Source organism: Geobacter sulfurreducens PCA (genome assembly GCF_000007985.2).
GTDB lineage: Bacteria > Desulfobacterota > Desulfuromonadia > Geobacterales > Geobacteraceae > Geobacter > Geobacter sulfurreducens.
This window is the reverse complement of the sequence record NC_002939.5, coordinates 2,499,355-2,513,562: the sequence shown is the minus strand read 5'-3', so window position 1 is coordinate 2,513,562 and position 14,208 is coordinate 2,499,355. Positions and strand designations below refer to the sequence as shown.

Below are 14,208 nucleotides of genomic sequence, written 5' to 3'. Positions count from 1 at the left end.
CGGGTTGTTGGCGGGCGGTCGCAAGGCGGCATGCCTTTTGATTTTGTCTTGGCGATGTCGTCTACTGATTGGTTCCGAGGAGGAAAAGAGGTTGGTTGAGGTGAAGTCGGATGGTAAGCGGACACAGACATTTGTCATGATTCTTGTTGCGCTGGTCGTGATATGCATGGCAACAGCAGTGGGTATTCTCCACCTGGCCTCCCTTGCCGATGATGGACTACTGGCCGGACAGGCTGAGCTTTTCTCTTTTTCGGTGCTTCCTACGGTTCATGCCCGTCAACTGTCCGCGAGTGGACGGAAAGAGCCGGAAGCCGTCTATACCATGGACTTGGTCTATGAAACGTTCGAGGGAACTGACGTGGGGCAAAAAACGCTCGATGACCTGTGCAGGCAATTGGAGATCGACCCGAGGCATGCCCGGTACAAGCTGCAACAGCGGGGAGTGAAGATCGGTCCGAGTGAAACACTCGGTGACGCCGCGCGTCGCTACGGCGTCAATCCGGTTGCACTGCTTCAGGCGCTACTCGTTGGAGAAAAGGTGCGGAGCAGTCAGCGACGGACTGAGGAGGTGCCTCGACTGCGTTTCATGCCGTAGGGGTGACAATTCATGCAACTCGGTGTCTCGCCGGCCAACCCCGCGGAGATGGTTTCAATGATAGACGTCGAGGTGCTCGTATGGCACCGCAGGCAAGGAAAGATTTCCGCGTTGATGGCCGGATCGCCGCCATGCCAGCCGTTTTCAGCATGGGTAGTCTCCAGCGATTCCCGGTGACAGCGGGCGCAGTCGGCGGGGGTTGTTACGGTGTGGCTAACGCCGTTGTGCACGGTGGCATTGTGGCAGGCCAGGCATTCCCGGGAAAGTAGGATTGTGTAGCCACCGGCCGGCAGGTCGTGAAGCTGGTGGCAGGCGAGGCATTCCATCCCCGCCTCGGAGATAAGCCGGTGGTGCCGGTCGAGATTGGAGCCGACATGACAGGCACCGCAATCGTTGCTGGTCAGGGTCAGCGCCGAGGCTGCGGGAGGCAGCGAACAGAGAACCGCCAGTGCCGCTGGTATCGCGGCGCGAAGGGGTTTGAGGAAAGAAGGCATGGCTATCCTCTCTTTGCGTGGATATCTAGGCTGACAGGTCGTTTACGAGTAATACGAACGTATCATAATTAAAACTGATTTATCAAGCGAGATGTTCACTCTGCAGGCTAGAAGATGACGGCTGGTTGTCCGGCTGCTCCCGGAACTTCGGAGCGGGGCAGGTAAGGGCTCGGGCTGGTTGGGGGCTGATGCACTTGATGGTTGAAGATCGTCACGTTCCTGAGCGGTGCCAGCAGCGCATGCGCCTTGCCGGTATCCCCTGTACGACGAAAAAAACGCGGCCGGATGGCCGCGCGACTGATACTAATGCATTGCAAAAAAGTTGGGGGGGCGCAGGGTGCTGGCTCCGCGCCGTTGATTACGCTGGAGCTACTGTTCGAACTGGCTGTCAGTGGATACGGGGACGAGGCCGGACTGCAGGCTGCTCTCAATCCGCTGGGCCAGAAGCGATTCCACAAATGCGAACGCCAGGGTCATCATACCGTAAGCAGCTGTGACTCCTGCGAGTTCGTCATAGCGGGCAAGCTCAGGCAGGCATTTAATACAGGTTACCAGTGCAACTGCGCCGAGGGCGCACAGGCCGTGCCGTATAATCCAGCCTTTATGTCCCGCGATAAGCATCTTGAGCTCCTCATCATTCCGATCGCGCAGAAATTCTTGATAGCGCAACCAGTCGAGCATGATGCGCGGAATCATGACGGCTGAAACAACGGTGGTAAGAACAACCATCATGGTGTAAAGCGTCTCCATATCATCCTCCTTGTCTGCGCGATGTTTGGATTTTTTTGAGCAAAACGCTTGCCGGTGTAATCCCGATGCCATGACCTCGCGAAACCAGCGCATTAAAACACAAAAGTAGCTGTAATTATTTAATTTGTTGATCTTGCTCGTTTTGAGGCATGCGGGAGGGGTGCCGTCATTTGACATATAGGAGTGGATAGGCATACCCTATTATTGCAATATTCGAATCTACAATGCAGAGGAATACTGCTAGGATAGAGCGATTTATATTTCTTGGAAATAATGACGTGAAATGGCAGCGGAGGATACCAAACCTGGTGTTATGGCTGATAGTGCAACGTTGTCGGCTTGTTTGGTCGCGTGTGTAAAAATATTATTTTTTATTTATATTTTTGCATTAATATAGCTGGGAGATATGGCGGGGGCGGAAAGAAAGGAGTGTGTGCAGGGCTGCGTCATGCCGAATCACTATCCTGAGGTATACTGAAAACCCAGAGTACCTCTATCCGATGCGGAGGGATTGAGCCATGATCATAGGTGTGCCCCGGGAGATAAAGGTCCACGAATACCGGGTCGGCATGACGCCGGCCGGCGCAGCTGAGCTCACGCGGGAAGGACACAGGGTTCTCGTTGAGGCGGGCGCGGGCGAGGGGAGCGGTTTTGCCGACGATGATTTTCTTCGCTCCGGTGCCCGGGTGGTGGGCCGGGATAACCTCTTCGGTCAGGCCGAGCTCATTGTCAAAGTGAAGGAGCCGCTGCCGGACGAGTATGCGCTGCTGCAGCCCGGGCAGGCGCTTTTTACCTATCTCCACCTGGCTCCAAACGAGGCGCTGGCCCGTGCGCTGCTGAAACGCAGCGTGACCGCTATTGGTTACGAAACCCTGGAGAAGGGGGGAGCGCTGCCGCTGCTTGCGCCGATGAGCGAGATCGCCGGCCGGATGGCCCCCCTGGTGGGAGCGTTTTATCTCCAGCGGATTCACGGCGGCACGGGAACGCTGCCCCCCGGCGTTCCCGGCGTAGCTGCAGGGCGGGCGCTTATCCTCGGCGCTGGGGTGGTGGGCAGTGCCGCGGCACGGGTCTGCCTCGGCCTCGGCATGGAAACAACGGTTATGAACAGGGGGATCGAACGGCTTCAGAGCCTTGACGACATCTTCAACGGAAGGCTTCGGACCCTGGTCCTCACGGCCGATGCCCTGGCGGATCATCTTCGGGATGCCGATCTGGTGGTTGGTGCGCTGCTGGTTCCCGGCGGCCGTACTCCGGTACTTATTACCCGTCCCATGCTCGCGACCATGCGGAAGGGGGCGGTCATTGTTGACGTTGCCGTCGACCAGGGTGGATGCGTCGCCACGAGCCGGCCGACCACGCACGACAAGCCTGTGTACGAAGTGGACGGCATCATTCACTACACCGTGGCCAATATGCCGGGCGCCTATCCCCGCACATCCACCCTGGCGCTCACCAACGCGACCCTTCCCTACGTGCGGTTGCTGGCAAACGTTGGTATTGAGGAAGCGTTGAGGCGCGACCCCGCCCTGGGGGGAGCCCTCAATACCTGGCGGGGCGGCATCGCTCACCATGCCCTGGCCGAAGCCCTGGAACTGCCCCGCGTTACCTTTGCCTGACCGTGGGCTTACCCGTGCAGGGGCCTGCCTCCCGCGGCCTTGAGGCGGTCGTGGGCCGAGCGCAGGATGGTTTCGGTGGTCTTCCAGTCAATGCACTTGTCGGTGATGGATACGCCGTACTTGAGGGTTGAGAGATCTCTGGGGATCGACTGGTTCCCTTCTTCCAGAAAACTCTCGATCATGACGCCGGAGATGGAGCGGTTGCCGGCCGCAATCTGGTCCACGACGGAAGAGAGTACGTCGGGCTGCTTCTCGTGGCGTTTTTCCGAGTTGCCGTGGCTGCAGTCGACCATGATGGTGGGGAAGAGCCCCCCCTTTTCCAGCATCTCTTCGGTCTTTCTGATGTCTTCGGGGAAATAGTTCGGTTTTTTGCCTCCCCGCAGGACGATGTGGACATCGGGGTTGCCGGTGGTCTGAATGATGGAGGTGCGCCCCTCCCGGTTGACGCCGAGAAAGCTGTGGGAATGGAGTGCCGCATTCATGGCGTCGATGGCTATCTGGAGATTGCCGTCGGTGCCGTTCTTGAATCCCACGGGGAACGAGAGGCCGCTGGCCATCTCGCGGTGGGTCTGGCTCTCGGTGGTACGAGCGCCGATGGCTCCCCAGGAGATGCAATCCGCGAGGTAGTCGGGCGTGATGGGGTCAAGCATTTCGGTTGCCACCGGCAGGAGCATTTCCGTTATTTCGGACAGCAGCCGCCGGGCGATGCCGAGCCCCTTGGATATCTGATGGGTGCCGTTCATGTCGGGGTCATTGATGAGTCCCTTCCAGCCTACGGTAGTGCGGGGCTTTTCGAAGTAGACCCGCATCACGATGAATAGCTGATCCGACAGTTCGGCCGCCAGGCGTGCCAGCCGCCCCGCATACTCCAGAGCCGATTTCGGATCGTGAATGGAACAGGGGCCCACCACCACCATCAGGCGCGGATCCTTGCCCTTGAGGATATTCTTGATATGGGCGCGGCTGGAGTTGACGAACTCGGCCGCCTCCTCCGACTGGGGAAACACCTGGCGTAATTCCCCCGGTGCAATGATGGGGGTAATACTTTTGATCTTCAGGTTGCTCGTGCGAATCATGGGTTTAGTCTCCTTGAACTATATGAAAATACGATGAAATGGTCGAGTTGGGGTAGCAATAGCACGTTTTTCCGGTTTTTGCCAGAACTACGAGTCATCCGATACCATACCTTTTCGTCGTATTTTCACTCCCGCAGCCGTTGTTCCTGTCTGATGCCCTCAAGGGATGTCATCCGCACCCCCGCCCGCATCATTTCCTGCACCGCCCGCTCCGAGTCGCCGGGGGCGAGATCGACTCCCCGTGATGCATCGGTCAGCACAGTGACGATGAGACCGTGCCGGATTCCTTCGAGAGCCGATTCCTTCACGCAGTAATCGGTGGCAAGTCCTCCCAGGTACAGATGGCGGATGCCACGGGCGGCGAGCAGGGTCGGGAGGGGCGTCCCGTCGGCCGCAGTTCCCTGGAACGCCGAATAGTCGTCCCGTTCCGGATCCATTCCCTTCGATATGACGATAGCGTTGCCGGGAAGTGCCAGGTCTGGATGAAACTGTGCGCCGTGGCTTCCCTGCACGCAATGGACCGGCCACTGCCCGCCGTGTTCCTTGAAATGGGACGTCATCCGCGGGTGCCAGTCCCGTGAGGCGAAGATGGGGAGTCCGGCTGTGCGGAAGACACTGATATAGCCGTTGAGGACAGGAACCACGGTGTCCCCCTCGGGGACGGCCAGACTTCCGCCTGGGCAGAAGTCATTCTGGACGTCGACGATGAGAAGGGCGGCATCGTTTTCCATGGCATATGCTCCTTTACGGATTGGCAATGTCGTGATACCCGTGCCGCACCTCCTCCATGAGGCGAAGTCGCAGGTCATTGAGCCCTTGGCTGATGGAAACCTTGTAGCGGTGCGGGTTGATGAACCGAAGGCATCCCTGCGGGAGGAGGGCGAGTTGATTCCGTGACCGATCGGCCATCCGGTCGAGTGAAACGGATCGTGAGGCGGTCCGCCTGCCGTTCTCCATGGCAACGGAACGGACGTCTTCAAGGCGGGCCTTCATCGGGATGGTCACATGCTGCAGAGGATTGGCCGGATCAAAGACCGTATGGCCGGGAAGCACCTCTTCGCCATCCAGGCAGATCACGTCCTGGATGAAGGTGCCGTCGGCCGCCACGGCCCGCAGGAGCCGCTTCCGGTCAGGCAGGGTCGCCTTTGCCAGGTCACTCGTCACCTTGAGCCGCGGTCGATCGCCGATCCGGACCAGTTTGTAGACACCTCCCAGGGCGCCTCCTCCCTCCCCGGCACAGGTGGCGAGCCGGGTTCCCACGCCGTAGATGTCGACACATCCCCCTTCGGCCCGGATCGACTCGATGACGAATTCGTCCAGCTCATTGGAGGCGACGATCCGGACATTGGGGAACCCCGCTTCGTCGAACAGCCGCCGTGCCTGGCGCGAGAGGTAGGCCAGATCGCCCGAGTCGATCCGTACCCCGACCAATTCGTGTCCCTTGGCCCGCAACTCCCGCGCAACGGTGATTGCGTTGGGCAGGCCGCTCCTGAGAGTGTCATAGGTATCCACCAGGAGAATGCAGGAGTCGGGGAAGACCTCAGCGTATTTCCTGAACGCCGTCAATTCGTCGGAAAAGGCCATGATCCAGCTGTGGGCGTGAGTGCCGCGCACCGGGATGCCGAAGGTCTTGCCCGCCAGGACGTTGCTGGTGCTGCGTACCCCTCCCACGTAGGCAGCCCTGGCTTCGCTCAGGCCGCCGTCGGGGCCCTGGGCGCGTCGAAGGCCGAACTCGAGAACGGTTCCGTCCGCTGCCGCGTGAACGATCCGGGCGGCCTTCGTGGCCACGAGCGTCTGGAAGTTGATGATATTGAGGAGCGCGGTTTCCACCAGTTGGGCCTGGGCCAGGGGCGCATCCACCGTGACCAGCGGCTCATTGGCGAAGACCACCGTTCCTTCGGGAGGGGCCGTTACCCTTCCCCTGAAACGGAACGAACGGAGAAAATCGATGAACGCCGGCCGGAAGAGACCGAGCCCCTGGAGATACTCGATCTCGTCTTCGCTGAACTCGAGGTGTTCGAGAAAGTCGAGGGCCGTGTCGAGTCCGGCGAAGACTGCATAGCCACCCTGGAAAGGGTTGTGGCGAAAAAAGAGATCAAAGACTGCCGGAGTCTCCGCCATGCCTTCGTCCAGGTAGCCGGCGAGCATGGTCAGCTGATAGAGGTCGGTGAGAAGGGGGGAGTAGCGCATGGAACGGCCCTCCGTGCTCGATTTTTCGTGAGTATAGCACACATCTGCCGCTCGTGGCCGGTTCATCGATGTAACCGTGCCGGCGGTGGGGCGTTCCGGAAAAACCTGGACAAAACATGGAGTTGCTGGTAGTTCTACAGTCTGAATAAAATGTCTGACTGTACCGGGACTTCCCATTCGAAGATGCCTTCGTGCCGCCTCCGGCGGCCTTAATTGCCGGTCCCACATGCGTGTCGGCCTTTTCATAACGCTGCCTCGCTCATGATACAGGCGGTCCCCATGCGCTCTCCCCTTGCCATCGCCAAGGAAAAACTCTCGGCGAGGATTTTCCTCTCGTTCGGTCTCCTGTTCCTTGTCGTGGTTTTCTTCTTTGCCGGTTTCTATCTCTTTGACCGTTGGCAATTGGCCCGCGAGGCATTCATGCGGGAGGGAACCTCTCTTGCACGAGTGCTCGCCTTCAATGCCCGGATCGGTGTCGTTACCCACAATCAAGGGTTCATCAAGGGTGCCCTTGACGGGGTGACCTCTTACGAAGGGGTGGTGTCTGCCGGGGTCTATTCCCCTGAAGGGAAGCCGATCCTCGAAGAGCGTGGAGCGCTGGACAACGCATCTCCGCCGCGCCCACTACCGCCTGAAGCGAAGGGGGCGCTGAAAATGTCTCCCGGCCCCATCCGGTTCGAAACAGCGACTTCCGTTGAATTCTGGGCGCCAATCATTCTGGAGGCGGGCAGCTTTTCCGAGGAGGAACTTTACTTCGGTGCAAGCTCCCAGGATATTCACGAACGCACCATAGGTTTCGCCCGGGTGATCTTCGACAAGGGGAGCGTTACCAATGCCTTCAGGTTTCTGGTGGTCAACAGCGTTCTGATTGCCCTGGCGGCAATTATTCTCTGGGGCATTCTCGCCTATGTCATCGGCCGCAAGGTTACCCGGCCCCTCGATCGGCTAACGGACGGAGTCCGTGCATTGCGCGACGGCGATTTCAGAAAAGTCGACGTCGTGACCTCCGACGAGGTGGGACGGTTGGCGGGCGCATTCAACGGGATGGTGACCGCCCTGGAACAGCGCGAAGCGGAACGCAGCAAGGCCCAGGAGGCGATCAGCGCCCTCAATAACGAGCTGGAGCAGCGTGTCATCAGGCGAACAGCAGAACTTGAGAAGGCCAACCGGGAGATGGAGTCGTTCAACTATTCGGTTTCCCATGACCTGCGCGCCCCGCTGGTAAGGCTCAAGGGATTCTGCCTGGCGCTGGAAGAGGATTTCAGCGACAAGCTGGACAGCGCCGGCCGGTTCTATCTTGAGAGGATCATGTCCACCTGCGACCAGATGGGGCGTGTCGTCGCCGCGATCATGAGCCTCACTCAGGTGAGCCGTGGCGAGCTCTGCCGTGAAAAGGTGAATCTGAGTGCCATGGTTGAACGCATCATTGCCGATCTGCGGGAGAGCGAGCCCCAGCGGCGCGTGGCCGTGATCATCGAGCCCGGCGTCCACGTGGACGCCGATCCTCGCCTGGTTTCGGTGGTCCTCGACAATCTCGTGGGCAACGCCTGGAAGTTCACGGGGAGCAAGCCTGAAGGGCTCATCGAATTCGGGGCGGTTGCATCCGCCGAAGGGGCGTTTTTCATCCTCGACAATGGTGCTGGATTCGATATGGCCTATGCCGAGCGGCTCTTCCGCCCCTTTGAACGTCTTCATGGCCATGACGAATTTCCCGGCACCGGCGTGGGGCTTGCATTGGTTAAAAGAATTGTCGATCGCCATGGCGGTTATGTTAGAATCGACAGCAGTGAAGGAAAAGGAACTATGGTTGTCTGCTCGTTCCAGTCTTCGGATATGGGTTGAGCGCGGTTTTTGCATCTAACGGGTAACAGGTGGAGAGGGGAGGACGTCATGGCTGGCACTGAAGAAATAACCATGCTGCTTGTGGAGGATAATCCCGACGAGGAGTTTCTAACTCGGCGGGTGCTTAAAAAATTCCCGGCTCTTTCGCGGATCGATGTGGTAAAGGACGGTGTCGAAGCCCTTCGCTATCTGACGGTTGCTGAGAACCGGGTGCCGCCCCGGTTCGTTCTCCTGGATCTGAAGCTGCCAAGGGTGGACGGAGTCGATGTCCTGCGCGAGATGCGAAAGCGGGAGGAAACCCGCGACATTCCCGTGGTAGTGCTCACATCGTCGGATCATGAGCGGGACATGGAAGCCTGCGGCAAGTTGGGCGCGGCCCATTTTCTTCAGAAGCCGTTGGATGCAGGAAGGATGTCGGAAGTGCTCAATCGGCTGGGAATACCCGCTCGGTCTGCCTGAGCGGGCGATTCAGTCGCCGGTAGCCATAAGTAAAAAGGCGGGGATGCCCCCGCCTTTTGTACGTTTGAGAAGTGTCGGCCGGCGCCGGTTCAACGCAGGTTGTAGAATACATCCTTACCGCGGAACTGGGCGGTCACATCCAGTTCATCCTCGATCCTGAGCAACTGGTTGTACTTGGCCACCCGGTCGGTCCGGCACAGGGAGCCGGTCTTGATCTGTCCGGCGTTCACCGCCACCGCCAGGTCGGCAAGGGTCGTGTCCTCGGTTTCGCCGGAGCGGTGGGAGATGACGGTGGTGTACCCGGCGCGCTTGGCAGTCTCGATGGCGTCGAGGGTTTCGGTGAGCGTGCCGATCTGGTTCAGTTTGATGAGGATGGAGTTGGCTACACCCTTGCTGATCCCCTCCTTGAGGATCTTCGTATTGGTTACGAAGAGGTCGTCTCCCACCAGTTGGACCCGTTTGCCGAGGCGGTCGGTGATCTTCTTCCATCCTTCCCAGTCGTTCTCGGCCATGCCGTCCTCGATGGAGATGATGGGATACTTGTTCACCAGGTTCTCATAGAAATCGATCAGCTCGTCTGCGGTTTTTTCGGGTTTGGCCTCGTTCTCAAGGAAGTACTTGCCGTCCTTGAACAGCTCCGACGACGCCACGTCGAGGGCCAGGAGGATGTCCTCACCCGCCTTGTAACCGGCCTTGGCAATGGCTTCCATGATGACTTCGAGTGCCTCTTCGTTCGACTTGAGGTTCGGTGCGAAGCCCCCTTCGTCCCCAACGGCAGTATTGTAGCCCTTACCCTTCAGGACGCTCTTCAGTGCGTGGAACACCTCGGCCCCCATCCGCAGGGCTTCGGAAAAGCTCCGGGCACCGGCGGGCATGATCATGAACTCCTGGATGTCGACGTTGTTGTCGGCGTGGGCACCGCCGTTGAGGATGTTCATCATGGGGAGGGGAAGCTCCCGGGCATTGCAGCCGCCGATGTACTGGTAGAGGGGGAGGCCGACCTCTTCGGCCGCGGCCTTGGCAACGGCAAGCGACACGCCGAGAATGGCGTTGGCCCCCAGGGTGCTCTTGTATTCCGTTCCGTCGAGCTCCAGCATCCGCCGGTCGATCCCCACCTGGTCGGTGGCCTCCATGCCGATGAGTTGCTCGGCAATGATGTCGTTCACGTTGTCGACGGCCTTGAGAACTCCCTTGCCCAGGTAACGTGAGGCGTCGCCGTCCCGCAGTTCCAGAGCTTCCCGCTCACCGGTCGAGGCGCCGGAGGGAACAGCCGCACGGCCCATGACGCCGGACTCCAGAAAAACTTCCACCTCCAGGGTGGGATTGCCGCGGGAATCGAGGATCTCCCTCGCGTAAACATCAGTGATTTCGCTCATTCATGGCCCCCTTGCTGAGAATGTGACAGGTCGTCTGACCTTGGACAAAACAGGGAAAGTATATAGCAGAGCCCTCATGAAATGGAAACACCTTTAATCCTAAATTGACACGCAGGAAAGAAGAACGATATAGTAATTACTTGGTCAAACCGGACAATCGCGGGGATGTGCCTGCGCCTCAATTGATGTCAAACCGCGGCAACGCTGCACCAGACAAGTAATTCTATGCCCTCTCAAAGCGGCAACAACGATCGGGACATACGCGGCTCACTGTCGCTCTCGCTGGGACGCCTTGTGGACAACCTGTTCGAACGGTTCTCCAGTCCGAGGCACGAAAACAGAAACCGGCGGATTCTCCTGGTCGCCACGGCCATCATTCTCACGTTCGTCATTTTCCCCCGTCAGGAGTTCATGTCTGTCCGCCATGAGGCGGGCGACATTGCCTCCACCGACATCCGTGCTACCCGCGACCATCTGCTGGAAGACCGCGCACTGACCGAACGCAAGCGCAAGGAGGCGGAGAACGCCGTTCCTTTTGTGTACAGCTTCGACCAGCAGGCGGCGGCCGAACTCGTGAAGCGGTTCGAGCAGGCGCTCGTGGTGCTGCGGGAGGCCGCGACCCATCAGCAGGACGCTGAGCAGGCCTCCGTGGATGAGGCGTTGAGCGACATCTTCGGATTCGCTCCTTCCCGGGCGGAGATTGCCGCGCTTATGCGGCTCGGCTCCAGTTCCGAGCTGATCGAGCAGGTATCTCAACTGGCCGATCACCTCTACAGCCACAAGATCATTGCTGACAAGGGGCGGTTCGCCGCCGACAGCGCCCACGGCATTACGCTTGTGGATTCCCGCTCGGGGGAGCCGCTGGGCAAGATGGAGTACGCGGTCGCGCCGCTCAGCGTCGAAGAGGCCGGTGCTGCGCTCAAGGAAGTACGCATCGCCGCCGGCGGGGTTTCGCAGCGGGAAACCGAGTCGCTCAAGGGGCTCGTGGCCAAAGCGGTGAAGCCCAATCTTTCCTTTAACGATGATCTGACCATCCGCAACAGGATGCAGGCCAGGGAAAGCGTCCGTCCTTCCTATATTCAGGTCAAGCGGGGCGAAATGATCGTCCGGGTCGGCGAGCGGATAACCGAAGACCAGGCCCAGAAGCTCGAGATGCTCTTCGCGGCCCGCCACGGCATTCACCACCTTTTCACCGCCATCGGCATCATGGGGCTTGTGCTGGTCCTCTTCTATTTCCCCTACCGCTTCGCGCGTAAGAACATCCGCAAATTTAACCCGACCAGCAAGGACCTGCTGCTGATCGCCCTGATCACGGTGGGGCTTTTCTTTGTCTTCAAGATAGGCATGACCGTTTCCGCAGCCTTGGGGACACCGTTCCCCAGCATCGATACCCACGACTACTTCTATCTCTTCCCCTTTGCCGTGGGGCCGATGATCATCCGGATCATCCTCAATTCCGAAGTGGCCATGGTCTATGCGGCCATCACGGCACCCCTTCTGGGGATCATGTTCAACAACAGTCTCTTCGTTGTGGTCTACGCCCTTCTGGGGGGAATCGTCGGGGCTCACGGCGTGCGCCACTGCAAGGACCGTAGCCGGATCTATACCGCCGGCCTCAAGGTGAGCGTGGTGAACCTGGCCATGGCCTTCTCTTTCCAGGTCATGGGCGACAGCTTCCTGACTACCCAGACGCTGTGGAGCGCCGCATTCGCCCTGGCCGGCGGGATCGTCTGTTCGGCAATCGTCACCGGGGTGATCCCCCTGATTGAAACGGTTTTTCACTACGTGACCGACATCAAGCTGCTGGAGCTGTCCAACCTCAACTCCCCCATTCTCCGGGAACTGATGGTCCGCGCTCCCGGGACCTACCACCATAGCGTCCTTGTGGGCAACCTGGTGGAGGCGGCGGCGGAGGCCATCAACGCGAATCCGCTCCTGGCGCGAGTTGCCGCCTACTACCACGACATCGGCAAAATCAGCAAACCCCAGTATTTCATCGAGAATGTCGGCGGTGGCGAGAATCGCCACGACAAGCTGTCACCCAACATGAGCGCCCTGATTCTCATTTCCCATGTGAAGGAGGGGGTGGAGCTGGCCCGCGAGCACCGGCTGGGTCGGCCGATCATCGACATTATCCGTCAATCCCACGGGACTGCCCTTATCAGTTTTTTCTACGGCAAGGCAAAGAACGTGGCAACTGAGGGTCAGACGGTGAATGAGCGCGATTTCCGCTACCCCGGCCCAAAACCCCAGACCCGAGAGGCAGGGCTCGTGATGCTGGCAGACTGCGTGGAGGCGGCTTCCCGGACCCTTGCCGATCCGACACCGGCCCGCATCCAGGGGCTGGTCCAGAAGATCATCAATAATATCTTCATCGACGGACAGTTGGATGAGTGTGAACTGACCCTCAAAAACCTTCACGAGATCGCCAAGAGTTTCAACCAGATCCTTGCCGGCATCTATCACCACCGGATCGATTATCCGGAGCCGGCCTACAAGGAAAAGGACAAAACGCCCGGAGGAAAGAAGACCCTTGAAGGTAGCGATAACGAACAGACAAAAACGCCATCCGATCGGGACGAGACGCCTAAGAAAGGTGGCGGAGACGATCTTAGGCGCCTTGGGATATCCCGATAGCGAGTTGTCGGTGGTCATCACCGGCGATCTGGGCATCCGCCGGGTCAACCGCGACTACCTCGGCAAAGACCGCCCCACCAATGTCATCTCGTTTGCCATGGGGGAGGGGGATTTCGGTGACCTCAATCCCGATGTGCTGGGTGACGTGATCATCTCGGCCGACACGGCGGCCCGGGAGGCGGAAGAGGCGGGCATCGCCTTCTGGTCGCGGCTCTGTTTCCTCCTGCTCCACGGCACCCTCCACATAACCGGGTACGATCACGAGCGGAGCGGCGAGGCCGAAGCCCGGCGGATGGAAGCAAAGGAACGTGAGATCTTCGCCCTCCTCGAGAACGGCGGACTTGTCTAGCTCCGGCCAGTGGAAAGACGGGAGTCCGCAAGAGGAACGCGCTCCCGGGGCACCCCTTAAGCCCAGCCGGTTCATTGATTCGGCCAACTGCGCCATTGAAGGGATTCTCTGGGCCTCACGGACCCAGCCGCACATGCGGTATCATTTCCTGGCCGCTTTGGGCCTGCTGGTGGCGGTGCTGTTCCTGCGGGTGACCCCCCTCGAATTCACGCTGCTGGCGGTCTCAGTCGCCTTTGTGCTGTTCGCTGAGCTCATGAATACCGCTGTGGAAGCGGTGGTGGATCTGGTGTCACCCGGCTACCATCCCTTGGCCAAGATTGCCAAGGACGTGGCCGCTGGAGGGGTGCTCACGGCCGCCATCGGCGCGGCGGTTATGGGATACCTGATACTCTCCAAGTACATTTTTCCGATTTACAAGGAGGCCCTCGCCATGATAGGAACGCCCACGGAGATGGGGACGGTCGTAGCGCTCCTCGTCGTGGTGATTGTTGTGGTGATCCTCAAGTCGTTGTCCGGCAGGGGGACCCCCCTGGAGGGAGGACTGCCGAGCGGCCATGCCGCCGTCGCCTTTGGCATCGCAACGGTGGTTTCCCTCTCCACCCAGGATCCTCTGATTTCCATCCTCACCATCGCTCTGGCAGTGATGGTCAGCCATTCGCGCCTGCTGCTCAATATCCACACCATGCGCGAAGTGGTCCTGGGCGCGATTACGGGGACCGCCATCTCCGCGCTGGTCCTGACTCTGTTCAGAATACTGAAGTAACGGCCCCGGCGGCACGTGATCACACATACATCATAACCAGCAACCGATGAAAGGGGAGGAA

The 14,208-nt window shown here is 59.5% G+C and carries 13 protein-coding genes; 7 read left to right on the top strand and 6 right to left on the bottom strand.

Annotation, left to right across the window (positions count from 1 at the left end):
• The first annotated feature begins 136 nt into the window (after positions 1 to 136).
• Complete coding sequence (locus GS_RS11525; RefSeq protein WP_235044882.1) at positions 137 to 595, top strand: hypothetical protein; 459 nt, start codon at positions 137 to 139, stop codon at positions 593 to 595.
• Here the strand turns inward: GS_RS11525 and GS_RS11520 are convergent.
• Complete coding sequence (locus tag GS_RS11520) at positions 550 to 1,089, bottom strand: cytochrome c3 family protein (RefSeq protein ID WP_010942931.1); 540 nt, start codon at positions 1,087 to 1,089, stop codon at positions 550 to 552. The genes GS_RS11525 and GS_RS11520 overlap by 46 nt on opposite strands.
• A gap of 369 nt (positions 1,090 to 1,458) precedes the next feature.
• Entirely contained in the window at positions 1,459 to 2,016 is a 558-nt protein-coding gene (locus GS_RS11515; protein WP_235044881.1) for a hypothetical protein, read from the bottom strand.
• Positions 2,017 to 2,357: 341 nt separating this feature from the next.
• Between GS_RS11515 and ald the strand changes: the two genes are divergently transcribed.
• The gene (gene ald, locus GS_RS11510) at positions 2,358 to 3,455 is read left to right on the top strand and encodes an alanine dehydrogenase (RefSeq protein WP_010942929.1); all 1,098 of its coding nucleotides are present in this window, start codon (positions 2,358 to 2,360) and stop codon (positions 3,453 to 3,455) included.
• A gap of 8 nt (positions 3,456 to 3,463) precedes the next feature.
• On the opposite strand, the gene GS_RS11505 is transcribed toward ald, so the two are convergent.
• From GS_RS11505 to GS_RS11495, 3 genes are all read right to left on the bottom strand, one after another.
• The gene (locus GS_RS11505; RefSeq protein ID WP_010942928.1) at positions 3,464 to 4,531 is read right to left on the bottom strand and encodes a 3-deoxy-7-phosphoheptulonate synthase; all 1,068 of its coding nucleotides are present in this window, start codon (positions 4,529 to 4,531) and stop codon (positions 3,464 to 3,466) included.
• Between the two features lie 125 nt (positions 4,532 to 4,656).
• Positions 4,657 to 5,262 (bottom strand): bifunctional nicotinamidase/pyrazinamidase, encoded by a 606-nt coding sequence (pncA, locus tag GS_RS11500; RefSeq protein WP_010942927.1) that lies wholly within the window; start codon positions 5,260 to 5,262, stop codon positions 4,657 to 4,659.
• A 13-nt stretch (positions 5,263 to 5,275) separates the two neighbouring features.
• Complete coding sequence (locus GS_RS11495) at positions 5,276 to 6,721, bottom strand: nicotinate phosphoribosyltransferase (RefSeq protein WP_010942926.1); 1,446 nt, start codon at positions 6,719 to 6,721, stop codon at positions 5,276 to 5,278.
• A 279-nt stretch (positions 6,722 to 7,000) separates the two neighbouring features.
• Between GS_RS11495 and GS_RS11490 the strand changes: the two genes are divergently transcribed.
• Together GS_RS11490 and GS_RS11485 are read left to right on the top strand one after the other, a co-directional pair.
• The gene (locus GS_RS11490; protein WP_010942925.1) at positions 7,001 to 8,563 is read left to right on the top strand and encodes a sensor histidine kinase; all 1,563 of its coding nucleotides are present in this window, start codon (positions 7,001 to 7,003) and stop codon (positions 8,561 to 8,563) included.
• Between the two features lie 48 nt (positions 8,564 to 8,611).
• Positions 8,612 to 9,022: a response regulator gene (locus GS_RS11485; RefSeq protein WP_010942924.1), complete on the top strand. Its 411-nt coding sequence runs from the start codon at positions 8,612 to 8,614 to the stop codon at positions 9,020 to 9,022.
• 89 nt (positions 9,023 to 9,111) lie between these two features.
• Here GS_RS11485 and eno read toward each other — a convergent pair whose 3' ends face one another.
• Entirely contained in the window at positions 9,112 to 10,398 is a 1,287-nt protein-coding gene (eno, locus tag GS_RS11480) for a phosphopyruvate hydratase (protein ID WP_010942923.1), read from the bottom strand.
• Positions 10,399 to 10,623: 225 nt separating this feature from the next.
• Between eno and GS_RS11475 the strand changes: the two genes are divergently transcribed.
• From GS_RS11475 to GS_RS11465, 3 genes are all read left to right on the top strand, one after another.
• Positions 10,624 to 13,035, top strand: a complete 2,412-nt coding sequence (locus tag GS_RS11475; protein WP_010942922.1) for an HD family phosphohydrolase — start codon at positions 10,624 to 10,626, stop codon at positions 13,033 to 13,035.
• On the top strand, positions 12,932 to 13,384 hold the full coding sequence (ybeY, locus tag GS_RS11470; RefSeq protein ID WP_010942921.1) for an rRNA maturation RNase YbeY: 453 nt from the start codon (positions 12,932 to 12,934) through the stop codon (positions 13,382 to 13,384). The genes GS_RS11475 and ybeY overlap by 104 nt, the downstream gene beginning before the upstream one ends.
• 73 nt (positions 13,385 to 13,457) lie before the next feature.
• Positions 13,458 to 14,147, top strand: a complete 690-nt coding sequence (locus GS_RS11465) for a diacylglycerol kinase (RefSeq protein ID WP_197714222.1) — start codon at positions 13,458 to 13,460, stop codon at positions 14,145 to 14,147.
• Positions 14,148 to 14,208: the final 61 nt, after the last annotated feature.